At 62.2% G+C, this 13,325-nt stretch carries 15 protein-coding genes; 6 read left to right on the top strand and 9 right to left on the bottom strand.

Features of this window, described 5'->3' with window-relative positions:
- Positions 1 to 63 precede the first annotated feature (63 nt).
- Positions 64 to 333, bottom strand: coding sequence for a hypothetical protein (locus LMTR21_RS32080; protein ID WP_065753350.1), 270 nt, complete (start codon positions 331 to 333; stop codon positions 64 to 66).
- Positions 334 to 1,133: 800 nt separating this feature from the next.
- Here LMTR21_RS32080 and LMTR21_RS32075 point away from each other — a divergent pair.
- From LMTR21_RS32075 to LMTR21_RS32060, 4 genes are all read left to right on the top strand, one after another.
- Entirely contained in the window at positions 1,134 to 2,183 is a 1,050-nt protein-coding gene (locus LMTR21_RS32075) for a DUF2336 domain-containing protein (RefSeq protein ID WP_246174564.1), read from the top strand.
- A 276-nt stretch (positions 2,184 to 2,459) separates the two neighbouring features.
- Positions 2,460 to 2,882 (top strand): DUF5413 family protein, encoded by a 423-nt coding sequence (locus LMTR21_RS32070; RefSeq protein ID WP_065753349.1) that lies wholly within the window; start codon positions 2,460 to 2,462, stop codon positions 2,880 to 2,882.
- A gap of 183 nt (positions 2,883 to 3,065) precedes the next feature.
- Positions 3,066 to 5,144: a sensor histidine kinase gene (locus LMTR21_RS32065; RefSeq protein ID WP_084030636.1), complete on the top strand. Its 2,079-nt coding sequence runs from the start codon at positions 3,066 to 3,068 to the stop codon at positions 5,142 to 5,144.
- Positions 5,141 to 5,794, top strand: coding sequence for a response regulator (locus LMTR21_RS32060; protein WP_065753348.1), 654 nt, complete (start codon positions 5,141 to 5,143; stop codon positions 5,792 to 5,794). The genes LMTR21_RS32065 and LMTR21_RS32060 overlap by 4 nt, the downstream gene beginning before the upstream one ends.
- 458 nt (positions 5,795 to 6,252) lie before the next feature.
- Here the strand turns inward: LMTR21_RS32060 and LMTR21_RS32055 are convergent, their stop codons facing one another.
- The 3 genes from LMTR21_RS32055 to LMTR21_RS32045 form a co-directional block, all read right to left on the bottom strand.
- Complete coding sequence (locus LMTR21_RS32055; protein ID WP_141688333.1) at positions 6,253 to 6,657, bottom strand: hypothetical protein; 405 nt, start codon at positions 6,655 to 6,657, stop codon at positions 6,253 to 6,255.
- Between the two features lie 71 nt (positions 6,658 to 6,728).
- A complete protein-coding gene (locus LMTR21_RS32050) occupies positions 6,729 to 6,968 on the bottom strand; it encodes a hypothetical protein (protein WP_065753346.1) in 240 nt (79 codons plus the stop codon).
- A 365-nt stretch (positions 6,969 to 7,333) separates the two neighbouring features.
- Positions 7,334 to 7,531 carry a hypothetical protein gene (locus tag LMTR21_RS32045; RefSeq protein ID WP_141688332.1) on the bottom strand — a complete coding sequence of 66 codons (198 nt, stop codon included), beginning with the start codon at positions 7,529 to 7,531 and terminating at the stop codon, positions 7,334 to 7,336.
- A gap of 683 nt (positions 7,532 to 8,214) precedes the next feature.
- Here LMTR21_RS32045 and LMTR21_RS32040 point away from each other — a divergent pair.
- Positions 8,215 to 8,754: a DUF4112 domain-containing protein gene (locus tag LMTR21_RS32040; protein ID WP_141688331.1), complete on the top strand. Its 540-nt coding sequence runs from the start codon at positions 8,215 to 8,217 to the stop codon at positions 8,752 to 8,754.
- Positions 8,755 to 8,807: 53 nt separating this feature from the next.
- On the opposite strand, the gene LMTR21_RS32035 is transcribed toward LMTR21_RS32040, so the two are convergent.
- The 5 genes from LMTR21_RS32035 to msrA form a co-directional block, all read right to left on the bottom strand.
- Complete coding sequence (locus tag LMTR21_RS32035) at positions 8,808 to 9,089, bottom strand: hypothetical protein (protein WP_057836034.1); 282 nt, start codon at positions 9,087 to 9,089, stop codon at positions 8,808 to 8,810.
- Between the two features lie 225 nt (positions 9,090 to 9,314).
- Entirely contained in the window at positions 9,315 to 9,479 is a 165-nt protein-coding gene (locus tag LMTR21_RS32030; RefSeq protein WP_065753344.1) for a DUF3309 family protein, read from the bottom strand.
- Positions 9,480 to 9,685: 206 nt separating this feature from the next.
- On the bottom strand, positions 9,686 to 10,060 hold the full coding sequence (locus LMTR21_RS32025) for a hypothetical protein (protein WP_065753343.1): 375 nt from the start codon (positions 10,058 to 10,060) through the stop codon (positions 9,686 to 9,688).
- Positions 10,061 to 10,178: 118 nt separating this feature from the next.
- Entirely contained in the window at positions 10,179 to 10,589 is a 411-nt protein-coding gene (gene msrB, locus LMTR21_RS32020; protein ID WP_065753342.1) for a peptide-methionine (R)-S-oxide reductase MsrB, read from the bottom strand.
- Between the two features lie 9 nt (positions 10,590 to 10,598).
- Positions 10,599 to 11,318, bottom strand: coding sequence for a peptide-methionine (S)-S-oxide reductase MsrA (msrA, locus tag LMTR21_RS32015; RefSeq protein ID WP_065753580.1), 720 nt, complete (start codon positions 11,316 to 11,318; stop codon positions 10,599 to 10,601).
- Between the two features lie 267 nt (positions 11,319 to 11,585).
- On the opposite strand from msrA, the gene LMTR21_RS32010 reads away from it, so the two are divergent.
- Positions 11,586 to 13,295 (top strand): caspase family protein, encoded by a 1,710-nt coding sequence (locus LMTR21_RS32010; RefSeq protein WP_065753341.1) that lies wholly within the window; start codon positions 11,586 to 11,588, stop codon positions 13,293 to 13,295.
- Positions 13,296 to 13,325 lie beyond the last annotated feature (30 nt).

Here is a 13,325-nt window from a genome sequence, read left to right as displayed (position 1 = left end):
AAAACGGCCTCAGCATTGCTCTGCCGAGGCCGTTTGCATTCGGGATCGAGCGCAGCGACCGTCTCAGTCGGAGGCGGCGGCGCGTCTGCGGGCGACGGCTTCACGGTCCATCACGGCGCGGCAGCCTGGGCTGACATGCGCGCGATTCCTGGCCATGCAGGCGGTGATTCTCGGGACGTTGGGGACTTCATGGCCGCATAGCCGCATGGCGTCGCCGGTGCACATCTGCTGCGCCTCCGATGAGAAGGCGAGGCTTGGGCCTGCGGAAAGCGCCGTCGCCGCGCAGGCGATGGCGAAGAGAAGTGCGATTCTGATTGTACGATAGGTCGTCATTGAGCCGTTCCCCAAGGGTTGCACCAGCGGTGCTGGCCGCTGTTCATTGGGGGCGCGGCACACGGCTTGCGCTGCCGCATGCGTCGTCCATCACGCGGGAAGTCCCCGGTGTGGTTGCTCGATTTCTGCCGATGTCCGAATCGAAAAGTGCTGCGCCGCCCCGCTGTGAATTATGCGCCAATGCGGCAAAGCTGCAATGCTTGCGTCAACACTTCTCTGGACTGTTGCGAGCGCGCCACGTCGAGCGATGCGCAGAGATGAGTCGAGGAGGCGTTTTGACGCCGCGCCTTTGCCGGGTCGATGAGTTCCGAGGACGGAACGGGTGCGCGGCCTCGCCGTCCTCAATTGCAATCGAACGGCACTTCAGGCGGACATCGGCACGATCCCTTATCTTCGGAAGCGGGCATTGGCCGGCCCGGCTGCCGCAGCCGACCGGGCCATTCCTTCCGCGCAGCAAAACTCCGTACAAATGCGGAAAAACCGACCCCCGAAACAACCACCCGTTAGGGAAGCCTGGAGTACGATGAGAGGCTATTGCTCGCGCGCCGCATTGCTTTCGTTGGGGTTAAAGGGCTGCCGAAATCAGCCTTTCGGGTGGCATCACATGCTTGTTCGTTCCGCTGCCGATGCATCCATCAAGCCGCCGGCCATCCGCGCGGCGGAATGGCCGCTGCGGCAGGCGTTGCGCTGCGCTGAGACGATCCGGGTGGAGCGGACATAGCCATGCCTGCCGCATCGTCTGACCTGCGCGCGGAATTGAACGGCGCCGAAAAGGTGGACCCGAGCACGACGCCCAAATGATGGAGGAGGTCACCGACCTCTTTCTCTCCAGTGTCGATCGGCTGAGTGAATCCCAGATCGGGGCCGTCGATGGCGTCCTCGCTCAACTGGTCGGGCGGGTGGAAGCCGCGACTTTGCAACAGCTCAGTGAAGCTCTCTGCGCCATCGAGCAGGCGCCGCGCCAGACGATCCGCAACCTGGCCTTTCATGACAACGCGCTGGTCGCCGGGCACGTTCTGAGACATTCCGTCTGTCTGTCGGAAAAGGATCTCCTCGAGATCATCCAGACCCGCAGCCAGCAGCATTTGTTGGCGATCTCTGACCGGAAGACCCTCAACGAGGCGCTGACGGACGCCTTGATGCGATTTGGCGACGTCAACGTCTCCAACGCGCTGGCGCGGAACGCCGGTGCGCGCTTTTCCGAATGCGGTTATGCGACGCTGGTCGGACGGGCGGAGAAGGACGAACACCTCGCGGAGAAGCTCGGCGTTCGCCTGGACATTCCAGGCAACCTGCTGCGGGAGCTGCTCGACAAGGTCGCCGACGTGGTCCGCGCCCGGTTCCTGACGGCGTCGCGGCCTGTCGCGCGGAAAGGCTCTGCTACGGCGACCGCCGGACAGGCCGCATCGGCCCGCAAGGCGATCGATTATACAAAGGCGCAGAACGAGGTCGTCGCGCTCAACCGCACCGGCAAACTGAACGATTCCATCGTGAACCGGTTTGCGGTGAGGGGGGAATACACCCATGTGGTCGCAGCGCTGGCGCTGAAGGCCGACGTCAAGGTCGAGGCCATCGAGCCCATGCTCGAGCCCGACCGGGTGTACGGCCTGATCGTCGCCTGCAAGGCGGCCCGGCTGAGCTGGTCGACAACGACGATGATCGTCCGCAACCGGCCCAACTGTCCGCCATCCACGGACAGGGAACTCGAACAATGTGTAGCGGTGTATGAGACCCTGCTACTGTCGGTGGCGCAATGGACGATCCGGTTCGGCTCGGATCGGATCCTTGGAAAGAGCAGCGAGGCTGCCGCGGCCCCGGCCGCCAAGGGCAAAGTGAAGCAACCAGCCTAGCGATCCGTTCATCCTGCGAGCACGGGGTTCCAGATTTCGCGGAGCCTGTCATCGGGCGCGCATTCGCTCGGACCCGGAGGCTCCATCCGGCTGCGATCGCGCAGGCTGACGGCCTCTTGACTCTCCCCTGACCGGATTTGAAATTGCTCGCGGCCAAAGCGCGTGGTGAGACATCGGATCCTGTCCGGTTTTCGAACGTGCGCGGCTGGTCCGATGGAGGGCCTTGCTTCTTCGACAGCTTGTTTCCCACTGCATGGAATCGACGCAGAGGTCGCCATGAAACGCTATCTGATCTTCGGGGCTATCGGTCCGCTCGTCGGCGGGTTCTTGATGCTGGTCGCGACCACGGTCGCTTCGGGCTACTGGACCGACACCAGCTGGTCGGAGATCGCCAAGTTTCTCGGCGCCTTCGTCAAGACGCTGCAGTACAGCTATCTGTTCGGCCTCGTGCCGGCGCTGATGGTCGGCGCCATCGACGACATTCTCTATCACGTCAGGCGCATTTCTCCCGTGGTGCGGCTGCTGTTCGTCGCCGCCATCGGCTTTGCCGCATCGTCGCTGCTCTATGGGTCGCGCGGGCCGGATACCGGCGTCATGCAGTTCTTGCTCTATGGCCTCGTCGGCATGGTGCCGGCGGCACTGTCGTCCTGGTTGGCGCACAAATACGCGGACGCGCCGCAGCCGGTACATTCGACGTGATGGCCCGCCCCTGCTACTCGACTCTCCTGCGGCCTGCATTTCGACTGATGGCTGCCGGCGTCAGGAATTTCCTGACCGGTACCCATCGATATGATGCTTGGCAGAACAAGAGCGAACTGATCCGATCCGGGAATTCAACGTAAAGGAGCGCATGGCGTTGTCCGTTATTGTCGGCAAGAAGATATGCGCGCGACTGTGATCGCGGAGTTGGGCAGCAGGCTTTACTCTGGTTCAGGCCGGCCGAAGGAAGGCGTCTGGCTTTTCGCGGCGCTCGTTCTCACGGCAGCCATCCCGGTCCTGCTTCTCGGGGGATGGATGGCCTACATCACCGCCGATCAGGAACGGAGCTACGCTCGCGAGGCCGCTACGGAGGCGCTGACGCAAGTCGCCCACCGGATTGAGGGCGAGATCTCCCGGGAAATGCAGGTGGCTGAAACGCTTGCAAGCTCGGCTGCGCTCGATCGGGGCAATTTGCAGGATTTTTATCTCGAGGCAACGCGGATCGTAGCTGCCCGTCCGCTATGGGAGACTGCGGCGCTGACGAAGCCGGATAAGGAGCAGGTCCTGAATGTGCTGCGGCCTCTCGGCACCCCGCTCGGGCCGGTAACCGACACCGAAAGCTTCAACGCCGTTGTTCGCACACGAAAGCCGGTGCTCGGCGGCCTCGGGCCCTATCAAGCTGCCATCGGCAAGCAACTCGTGTCGCTGCGCATCCCTGTTATCAGGGATGGTGAGCTCCGCTACGTCCTGACGATCGGCCTGTTGCCCGACCAGATTGGCACCATTCTCGCGCAGGCAGGATTGCCGGTCGGATGGGCCGGCACGGTTGCTGACGCCCGGGAGAAGATCGTTGCGCGCACGCCCGACACGAAAGTCGGCAAGGCGGGCGCGACGACACCCGCCGTACAGGAAGCCATGGCGCGCGGCGGCGCGAACTCGCCCCGGACCCAGACGCGCGAAGGCGTCGATGTTGAAACCGTCCACCGCGTGCTCGCCGGCACGGATGGGTGGTCGGTCCATGTCGGCGTGCCGGTGTCGGAATTGAATGCGCCCGTATTCCGCTCGTTGAACCTCTTGTTCGGTGGCACGGCAGCGAGCGTCGGCCTTGCCATTGCCCTCGGTCTGGTGATCGCCCGGGAAATTGCTCAGCGGCGGCGCATGGAGGCGCTTCAGTCGGCGGCGGCGCTGCTGGACAGCGAAAAGCGCGGGGCGCTTGCGATCGATGCGGCCGAACTCGGGACATGGCGCTGGGATCTATCCGCAAACGAATTCAGCGGCTGCACTCGCTTCCGCACGCTTCTGGGCCTCGCGGGCGCGCGATCGGGAGAAACCCGATGGTCGGCAGACCGCATCTTCGCGCTGGTCGAGCCACCGCATCGCGCTGCCCTGGTTTCGTTCGCCACCGACTGCATCGAGAGCGGCAGATCAAGCAGCGTCGAGTTTCCGATCCAGTCGGACGATCGGGGAGAATATTGGCTGCGTGCGGCCGGGAGGGCGGAGGGGCCACCCAACCGGCGTCACGTGATTCACGGCGTGCTGGCCGACATCGACATCCTCAAGCGCGCCGAGGCCGAACGGTCTCACTTGCTTCGACGCCTGGCTTCGGCGCAGGAAGAGGAGCAGCGCCGGATTTCACGGGAACTGCACGATCAGATCGGGCAGACGGTGACCGGGTTATCTCTCGGACTGAAAGCCCTCGAGCAGGGATTGACCAAAGCCAGCAACGGCCAGGCCGCGACCGAGCAAGTGCGGTGGCTGGAACAGCTCGCTGCGCAGATCGGCCGCGACATCCATCGCACGGCCTCGGACCTGCGGCCGACGGCCATCGATGATCTCGGCATCTTCAAGGCGATCGAAGCCTACGTTGCGGAGTGGCAGGAGCGCTACGGCGTTCGTGTCGATATCCAGACTGTCGGGCGTGACAATTCGCTGCCTGCCGACGTGGCGGCTGTCCTGTACCGATTGGTTCAGGAGGGATTGACCAACGTGCTGAAGCACGCCAGCGCCAGCAAGGTGAGCATCGTGCTTGAGAAGAAGTCCGAAGGGCTGGCGCTTGTTATTGAGGATGATGGGATTGGCTTCGACCCCGAGAACGTCGGCCGGCTTGCATCAGACAGCGGCCGGACGTCGGGATTGGGTCTTTCCGGCATGAAGGAACGGGTTGCGCTGCTCGACGGCACCATCGCGGTCGAATCTGCGCCAGGAAAGGGAAGTACGATTTTTGTTCAGATTCCCCTGGAAGAGGCGGAGATCGCCCAATGACGCCCGTTCGCATTGCACTTGTTGACGATCATCCTGTCGTACTTGCCGGCATCCGCGCGCTGCTGCAGGGCGTGCCCGAAGTCGAGCTTGTCGGCGAAGCCAGCACGGGAGCCACAGGCCTGAAGGCGATTTGTGATTCCTCGCCGGATATTGCGGTCATCGATCTTTCGCTGCCTGACATCAGCGGGATGGAGCTGGCGCGTCAGGTCGGCAGGCAGTGCCCCGACGTAAAGATCATTGCGCTGACGGTCCACGAAGATCGGGCGTATGTGCACCCGGTGCTCGAAGCGGGGGCCAAAGGGTATTTGTTGAAGCGATCGGCTGGAGACGAATTGCTTCGTGCCATTCGCGCGGTCAACCAAGGTGATATCTACCTCGATCCCGCGATCGCCGAGAAGGTGGCAATGAATGTGCCCGCACTGGCGCTGCCGGGCGAGAGCGATGGCGGTGAACTGTCGCGGCGCGAGGAGGATGTGCTCAAGCTCGTGGCTCAGGGCTTCAGCAACAAGCAGATCGCCGGACAGCTCGAGGTGAGCGTCAAGAGCGTCGAGACTTATAAGGCGCGAGCCTCCGAAAAGAAGGGACTTCACAGCCGCGCGGATATCGTTCGCTTTGGCATCAAGCAGGGCTGGCTAGCCGCCCCAAACTGAGACGCCTCGCGCTGACGCCCGGAGAGCGCTAAAGCGTGATGACTTTTCTTCGAATCTTCATCCCGCTTTAGCTTTTTGTTTGAGCATGATCTTTTCGGAAAACCGCTACACACTTTTCCGGATCATGCTTTAGCCGCCGTGCGGATCTCGGCTACTTGGCGGAGCCGGGGTGCTGAACGGCCTGTAGATCGCTCATCGGCACGCAGCTCTTCTTCCGGCGCTGATTCCGAGGGGCACCTTGCACGCGCAGGACCTTGCCTGCCGAACACGAGCCATCGTTGACATAGATGGTCGAGTAGGGGTCCATCATCAGAGGTTCGTAGGGGTATAGCTTCTGGGCGAAGGACGGCTGCGCCACGAACAAGGCTGCCAGAAGCGCCGCGAGGCCGACTGCCTCGCGAACAGCCGCAGCGCCAGAGATGTGCCCAGGGCCCGGGCTTGACTTGATCGCTCGCACTTCATCGATCCCTTCGAAGCAAGCGCGTCTCTGCCGTTGGGCGAGGTCCTCGCGATTTGCCGTGGATGACATCTGTCACCGGGATGAGGTGGCGCGCGTAGGCTTCCTTCAGTCTTCCAATCATTTCGGTGTTTTCTTCCGATGCGCTCAGGCCAAAAGCATCGTCCTTGCGGGACAGTAAGCCGTTGGCACAAAGTCCCTCGAGCGCTTTCGCGGTTTCGGTTTCGCCGGCATAGATGCGCGCCGCGATCTGCGACACGCGCCAGCGCTTCTCCGGATTCGACCAGATAAGAAGAAGTGCTTCAATCTGGGGTACCGAAGCAATGTGCTTCAATATGAAGTCCCTGATATCATCGGGGACGTGTTGCGTTGCCATGCCGTTGGCTGATGTTGTGGGTTCAAGCAATGCCGGATACCTGAAGCCGCGATCGTCGGGGTCGTAGAGACGACGGAACTATGCGCCTGCCGGGGAAATCCTCAACCGGTGCGATGCTCCGCTGTGCCGTCGGTATAGGCAGGCTCTTGCGCTGCTGCGGGCTGCTCTATTTCGAGCTTTGCTCGCGCGGCCTCGCTTTCATACTCGTCGACCAAGGCCTGAAGCTTGGCTGAAAATTTCGGATCGGCTGCACCAATCGCCAGGCGCTTGAAGAAAGACGCACGTTCATACAGTTGCTTGCTCCGGTGCTGCTGGAGAGACTTGTCATTCGTTCGGTCCACCGCCCGCTCCCTGGAAGTTACACACCTCGCTCGAATCGCCATCCTAAGGCTCAATCCTGCGACGGCGCGTCAGGAAAAACCTGTCAACTGTCACCCCGAAATTCGACGCACCGGACAGCGTCCACGTTGCTTATGGAGATGAGTCGGCTGTTTTTTGGCGCGCTAAGCCTTCACGCGAGTCGTTGTTGCAGACCAGGCAGATGGCTCTGGATGTAAGCTGGCCATTGACGCCGAGCCGCTCGTAACGGTGCGGCGTCCGTTCCAGACACGGTACGCAGTAGGCCAGAGGTGGTTTGCTGACCGTTTTGCTGGTGAACATTTCGAGCCCCCGTCCTGCACCAGATTTGTCGATAAAAGTTCGTCCGCTAATCTTCGCTATTGATCCTTATCGTCGTCATCAGAAGCACAAGGCTGACGAGGCCCGCGGAAACAAGGGCGTCGAGCCTCAGTACCGCAGGAGGAACTCCCAGCCCGTAGTGGATGAAAGCCGCCATCAGGAAGGCGGCCACGCCGGCGCTCGCGACGAAGAAAATGAGCGCGACAACCAGATCGATGATCCTCATTGCCGGCTCACCTCCGCTCACTCCTTGCTTACGAGAAATTCGATCGTGACGAGGCCAAAGATAAGAGCCGCGCAAATCAGGGCCTGCTCGCGAAGGGCAGAGCCGGGCACTCCCAGATTGTAGTGCGCGACGTGGGCCAACGAATACGCCACGAAAGTCGCGCTCGCCATGGCTAGAAAGAATGTAACTGCAAGATGGGCTAGTCTTCTCACCTGTCATCACCTCGTGCTTTCGACCGTTGTGGTGACCGTGAACCGGTCGGTTTGCGCCCCCATGCCTCGCGCAAACGGTGCGACATATTAGGATGGTGCCTGAGCTGGAAACGTCAGGAAAATCCTGTCAGGGGCGGCCGACGGGATTTCGGAGATTTCTCCCGCCAAGCTCGGGCAATTCGTGTCGCGGGATCGCGAAGCTGTATCCACCGTCATTGCGAGGAGCCGCAGCAATCCGCATTTTGGCGTGTGACGCTATGGATTGCTTCGCTTCGCTCGCAATGATGGTGAGAGAGTGGGGCTGAGGTGCATCCTCCGAGGCGGCGCTTGCGCACCTCCTTCAGGATGACGGCCGAGACCAGGTGAGGGGTGCGGCAATGCCGTGCATCTCGAACCATGCGACCGTCGGTGCCGACAGGTCACAAGCGATAATTTGACGCAACTTGCACCTCGTATTCGCGTTACCATCTGATGACCATGTCAAACGACGATATCTATACGCCACCGCGGTCACGCTCCGGGCCATCCTCCCGGACGCGCGCGGCCGGGCGCGGCCCGGTCATCGACCAGGAAGGGCGCGAACTTCCCGAAGCGAACCTGCACACGCAGTTCGAGGGCTTGCGGTTCGATTTCGGCCATTCCGCCGCCAATCCGTTCGGTGAGCTGACGCGCGAGCAGCGGATCGCGCGGCTCGACGCCATCGCAAAGCTTCTGGACGTCGCCTTCATCGTGCCCGGCACCAATTTCCGCTACGGCATCGACGGGCTGATCGGCCTGATCCCGGTGATCGGCGATATCATCACGACGGCGATTTCGCTGTGGATCGTCCGCGAGGCGCGGGCGCTCGGGGCGCCCTGGCACATCACGGCGCGGATGCTCGCCAATGTCGCGGTCGACGGCGCAGTCGGCCTGGTGCCAGTGGCGGGCGACGCCTTCGACGTCATGTTCCGTGCCAACGTCCGCAACGTGCGGATGCTCAGGCGCTGGCTCGACAAGCAGCCACGGCAATAAAAAACGCCCCCGGAAATGATTTCCAGGGGCGCGCTGTTTGAATTTCCAAAAACTCAGGCCGCGTCGGCCTTGTCCTCGGTGGCGGCCGGGCGCGGGCGGCGCGGTAGCGGGAAGGCTTCGCTTTCATAGAGCGAGCGGATGCCGCTCTGGTCGAAGCGGGCTTCCTCGACCTGCAGGTAGGCGCCATTCAGCGAATCCGCCGGCAACTCCTCGATCGCGAAGCGAACCGCTTCCGCCGCGGTGCCGAAACGCCGATAGGCAAACCCGGCGCGCTTCTTCTTGCGGATCGCGGCGGGAAAGAGTTCGGCGGCGGTGTTGTAGCTGAAGGGACGCATGGACGGTGACCTCAATCTTTTTCGGCTCTCGCGTGTGAGCAATGGGGATTGGATGACGGTGGGGCCACAGTGGCGGGCCGCGCCGTGCACGTCATTTCAGAGCCCAATATAAGCTTCTTTGACGGAAATGCGACCCCCGAAGCCCGACATCGGGGGTGATGATGAATCCACGCATGGCTGCAGGGAACAAAAATTTAATCAAGTTATTTCAATGACTTAATTGGCCTAGATTTTGCCGAGTAGCAGCAGGATCAGGAGCACGATCAAAATCACGCCAACGAGCCCCATGCCGGAATGGCCATAACCGTAGCCATAGCCCCTGACGCGGCCGGAAAAGCCGCCCAGGAGGATGATGATCAGGATGATGACGAGGATCGTGCCAAGCGTCATGACGCGCGCTCCGAAGGCCCGCGGGTAGCGAGAAAAACGCTCCCGCAGCCCGGATCAAAGCATATTCCGGGCCGCGAGTCGTTGGTCGATCCGCCGGAAAAGGTTAGTAGGACACCGTCATTCCGGGGCGATGCGAAGCATCGAGCCCGGAATCCCGAGATTCCGGGTCTGGTCCTTCGGACCATCCCGGAATGACGACTACGTCGTCATTTCTTGCTCTCGTCGATCGGCAGCACCTTCAGCGGCGTCGCATAAGGCTCGACGCGGAGGCTATCGCTGGCGATCAGGCCGATCTTGTGCAGCGGCGACTGTTCGAGATCGCCGCCGGCGTTCTTGCGCACCGCGTATTGCCACACGCTCATCGAGCCCTTGGCGACCAGCATCTTGGCAACGCCGCCGGCATTCTGGCCCTCGATCTGGGCGAGATCGCCTTCGCTGATCCCGATCACGATCTCGTCCCTGGTGGTGATGACCTTGAACAGGGAGACCTTGTCGGCGGCGAGGGCAGGCTGAATCACAACGCTCTCCATGATGAAGGTGGCAAGCCCGAGACCGAGCAGCAGGCGTTTGGAAATCGGCATTTTCAAATTTTTCCTCGTTTGCGCCGGGACAACCGGGGAAACTTCCCACCAAACAAAAGCCCCGTGCGACCAGCCCTTGGTCGCACGGGGATTGGAACACGTTCGAGTGTTACTGAAACTATTTCGGCTGCAGCTTCAACGCCGCCGAATTGATGCAGTAGCGCAGGCCGGTCGGGCCGGGGCCATCGGGGAAGACGTGGCCGAGATGACCGTCGCATTTCGAGCACAACACCTCGGTGCGGATCATGCCGTGGCTGACATCGCGCTCCTCGTCGACATGGCTGTCTACGGCGGGCGCGGTGAAACTCGGCCAGCCGCAGCCGGAATCGAACTTGGCGTCGGATTCGAACAACGTCTGGCCGCAGCCGGCGCAGGTATAGGTGCCCTTGCGATGCTCGTGCTCATATTCGCCCGAGAACGGCCGCTCGGTCGCCTTCTCGCGCAGCACGGCGTACTGCATCGGCGTCAATTCCTTGCGCCACTCGGCCTCGCTCTTGACGACCTTGCCGGAAGTTTTGGTGTCGGACATGGAGTCTCCTTAGTTGGTAGCCTTCGCACTGCTCACCAGCGTCGGCTTCTCGATGTAGCTGTCCGCAAAGATCTTCTTCAGGTTCTCGATCTTCGGGATGTCGTTGAAGACAATATAGGGCTGGGTGGGGTGCAGCGTCAGGTAGTCCTGGTGATAGTCTTCCGCCGCATAGAACGCCTGCAGCGGGCCGACCTTGGTCACGATCGGCTTCTTGTAGACCTTGGCGGCGTTGAGCTGGGCGATATAGGCTTCGGCCACCTTCTTCTGCTCGTCATTGGCGGTGAAGATCGCCGAGCGATATTGCGTGCCGACATCCGGCCCCTGGCGGTTCAACTGGGTCGGATCGTGCACGACGGAGAAAAAGATCTGCAGGATCTTGCCATAGCTGATCTTCTTCGGATCGTACTTGATCTCGACGGCCTCGGCGTGGCCGGTCGTGCCGGTGCCGATCATGGTGTAGTTCGCGGTCATCTTGCTGCCGCCGGAATAGCCGGACACCGCGTTGAGCACGCCGGCGGTGTGCTGATACACGCCCTGCACACCCCAGAAGCAGCCGCCGGCGATGACCGCGGTCTGGATGCCGTCGGCCGGCTGAACGTCGACGGCGGGGGGCGGAATGACGACGGCTTCCTCGGCGGCGCGCGAAGGCCCGACGGAGAACGCTGCGACAGCCAGCGCGCCGATGGCGGCTGCGCACAGCGAGAGGCGGCTGAAATGGCGAGGGGACATGGTTTCCTCTTTCGGCATTGGTTGGGGGCAGTCTAGAGCGGGACCGGCATTTCGCAAATCGGCTCAGATTCTCGCCGACGCCCAAGATACGGCGCCGGGCCGATATTGTTACGGCGCGCGTCACACGAGTTCGTGAATAAAGCGATGCCAGCGCAAGGCCTTAAGGCAGGGCGATTGGCCGCGCTTGACCGATGCGGTCCGCCCTTTTCACTATGAACCGATGGTCGCGCGCTGCGACCAAAATCCATGTGCGGGAGCGTTTTGCCGATGTCGCGGGCCTTGTTGATGGGTCTTGTCATGCTGGCCGCCGCCGGCCCCGCGCGGGCCGCAGGCGATATCGACACCTGCCGGAATTCCACGGCGGAACCGGTGGCGCGCCTCGCCGCCTGCGAGAGCGTGATCGCCGACGACAAAATCACCGGCCCCTCCCGGGGAGCCGCCTTCTGGTACCGTGGCGACTCCCTGATGAAGAAACGCGATTACGATGGCGCGATCGTGGCGTTCAGCGCAGCCCACGAGATCGCGCCCCAGAATATCAACGTCATCAACGCCCGCGGCATTGCCTACAGCTACAAGGGTGACGACGAACGTGCGCTCGCCGACTACGACCTGTGCCTGCAACTGCGTCCGACCTACGGCAGCGCTTACAACAACCGCGGCCTGATCTTCATGCGCAGGGGAGAGCTGCAGCGCGCCCTCGACGAGTTCAACCTGGCGGTCAAGCATATCTTCAACGATCAGAGCCGCTATCTGCATCATTACAACCGGGGCCGCCTGCAAGGGTTGATGAAGCAGTACGACGCCTCGCTCGCCGACTTCGCCGAAGCGCAGAAGGTCAATCCCGACGGCCCGCAGGTTCCGGCCTACCGGTGCATTACCTACATCGGCATGGGCCGGTTCGATGACGCGCTCGCCGACTGCAACACCGCGCTGGCGAATTCACCGAACAACGTCTATGCGCTGACCAGCCGCGGCAACGCCTATCTCGGCAAGGGCAATCTCGACGCTGCGCTCAACGATTACAACCAGGTGCTCAAGATCAATCCGAACTATGTCCGCGCCTATGTCGGCCGCGGCCAGCTGTTCGAGAAACGCCGAAACCTCGGCGCCGCACGCGCCGACTATCGCTACGCCGCCACTGCCGTAGCCGCGAAGCGCGAGGACATCGACACCACGTTTGCGCGCGCGGTCGCCAAGGAGCGGCTGGAAGCCTTGTTGGGCGCGGTCGCACCGTCGCCCGCGGGCAAGGCGGCACCGTTACCGGCCGGGCCGCGCAAGGTCGCGCTGATCGTCGGCAACGGCGCCTACAAGAACGTGCCGCCGCTGGATAACCCGTCGCGCGACGCCAAGCTGATCGCCTCGACCTTTCGCGAACTCGGCTTTGCCACGGTGACGCTGGCGTCCGATCTCGGCCGGGACAAATTCTTCGCCTCGCTGCACGAATTCGGCCAGGAGGCCGAAAAGGCGGATTGGGCCGTGGTCTATTATGCCGGCCACGGCATGGAAATCGGCGGCGTGAATTACCTGATCCCGGTCGATGCGAGGCTCAAGGCCGATAGTGACGCGGAGACGCAGGCGGTTGCGCTCGAACAGGTGATTGCGGCGGTTGCGGGTGCGAAAAAGTTGCGGCTGGTGATGCTCGACGCCTGCCGCGACAATCCCTTTGAAAAGACCATGCAGCGCACGATCGCGCTAAAGCTGGTCAATCGCGGCTTTTCCAACATCGAACCGGAAGCCGGCTTCATGGTGGTCTACGCCGCCAAGCACGGCGAGACCGCGCTCGACGGCGATTCCGCCAACAGCCCGTTCGCCACGGTGCTCGCCCGCGTCATCAAGGAACCGAGGATCGAAGTACGAAAACTGTTCGACATCGTCCGCGATGACGTCTGGAAGGCCACCAACCGCACGCAACAGCCGTTCACCTACGGCTCACTGCCGGGGCGCGAGGATTTCTACTTCGTGGCGGAGAAGAAATAGGCATAGCGCCGTCATTGCGAGGAGCGCTAG

It is taken from the genome of Bradyrhizobium paxllaeri (assembly GCF_001693515.2).
GTDB classification, from domain to species: Bacteria; Pseudomonadota; Alphaproteobacteria; order Rhizobiales; family Xanthobacteraceae; genus Bradyrhizobium; species Bradyrhizobium paxllaeri.
The sequence above is the reverse complement of the archived record's forward strand: the minus strand, read 5'-3'. Positions and strand labels throughout refer to the sequence as shown.

What these genes read in the sequence shown, in the direction of transcription:
- LMTR21_RS32045 (WP_141688332.1), bottom strand. Translation starts at nt 7,531, where the DNA reads ATGAGGATCATCGATCTGGTTGTCGCGCTCATTTTCTTCGTCGCGAGC.
- LMTR21_RS32065 (WP_084030636.1), top strand. Translation starts at nt 3,066, where the DNA reads ATGCGCGCGACTGTGATCGCGGAGTTGGGCAGCAGGCTTTACTCTGGT.
- LMTR21_RS32080 (WP_065753350.1), bottom strand. Translation starts at nt 333, where the DNA reads ATGACGACCTATCGTACAATCAGAATCGCACTTCTCTTCGCCATCGCC.
- LMTR21_RS32060 (WP_065753348.1), top strand. Translation starts at nt 5,141, where the DNA reads ATGACGCCCGTTCGCATTGCACTTGTTGACGATCATCCTGTCGTACTT.
- msrB (WP_065753342.1), bottom strand. Translation starts at nt 10,589, where the DNA reads ATGTCCGACACCAAAACTTCCGGCAAGGTCGTCAAGAGCGAGGCCGAG.
- LMTR21_RS32040 (WP_141688331.1), top strand. Translation starts at nt 8,215, where the DNA reads ATGACCATGTCAAACGACGATATCTATACGCCACCGCGGTCACGCTCC.
- LMTR21_RS32035 (WP_057836034.1), bottom strand. Translation starts at nt 9,089, where the DNA reads ATGCGTCCCTTCAGCTACAACACCGCCGCCGAACTCTTTCCCGCCGCG.
- LMTR21_RS32025 (WP_065753343.1), bottom strand. Translation starts at nt 10,060, where the DNA reads ATGCCGATTTCCAAACGCCTGCTGCTCGGTCTCGGGCTTGCCACCTTC.
- LMTR21_RS32070 (WP_065753349.1), top strand. Translation starts at nt 2,460, where the DNA reads ATGAAACGCTATCTGATCTTCGGGGCTATCGGTCCGCTCGTCGGCGGG.
- LMTR21_RS32030 (WP_065753344.1), bottom strand. Translation starts at nt 9,479, where the DNA reads ATGACGCTTGGCACGATCCTCGTCATCATCCTGATCATCATCCTCCTG.
- LMTR21_RS32075 (WP_246174564.1), top strand. Translation starts at nt 1,134, where the DNA reads ATGGAGGAGGTCACCGACCTCTTTCTCTCCAGTGTCGATCGGCTGAGT.
- LMTR21_RS32010 (WP_065753341.1), top strand. Translation starts at nt 11,586, where the DNA reads ATGTCGCGGGCCTTGTTGATGGGTCTTGTCATGCTGGCCGCCGCCGGC.
- msrA (WP_065753580.1), bottom strand. Translation starts at nt 11,318, where the DNA reads ATGTCCCCTCGCCATTTCAGCCGCCTCTCGCTGTGCGCAGCCGCCATC.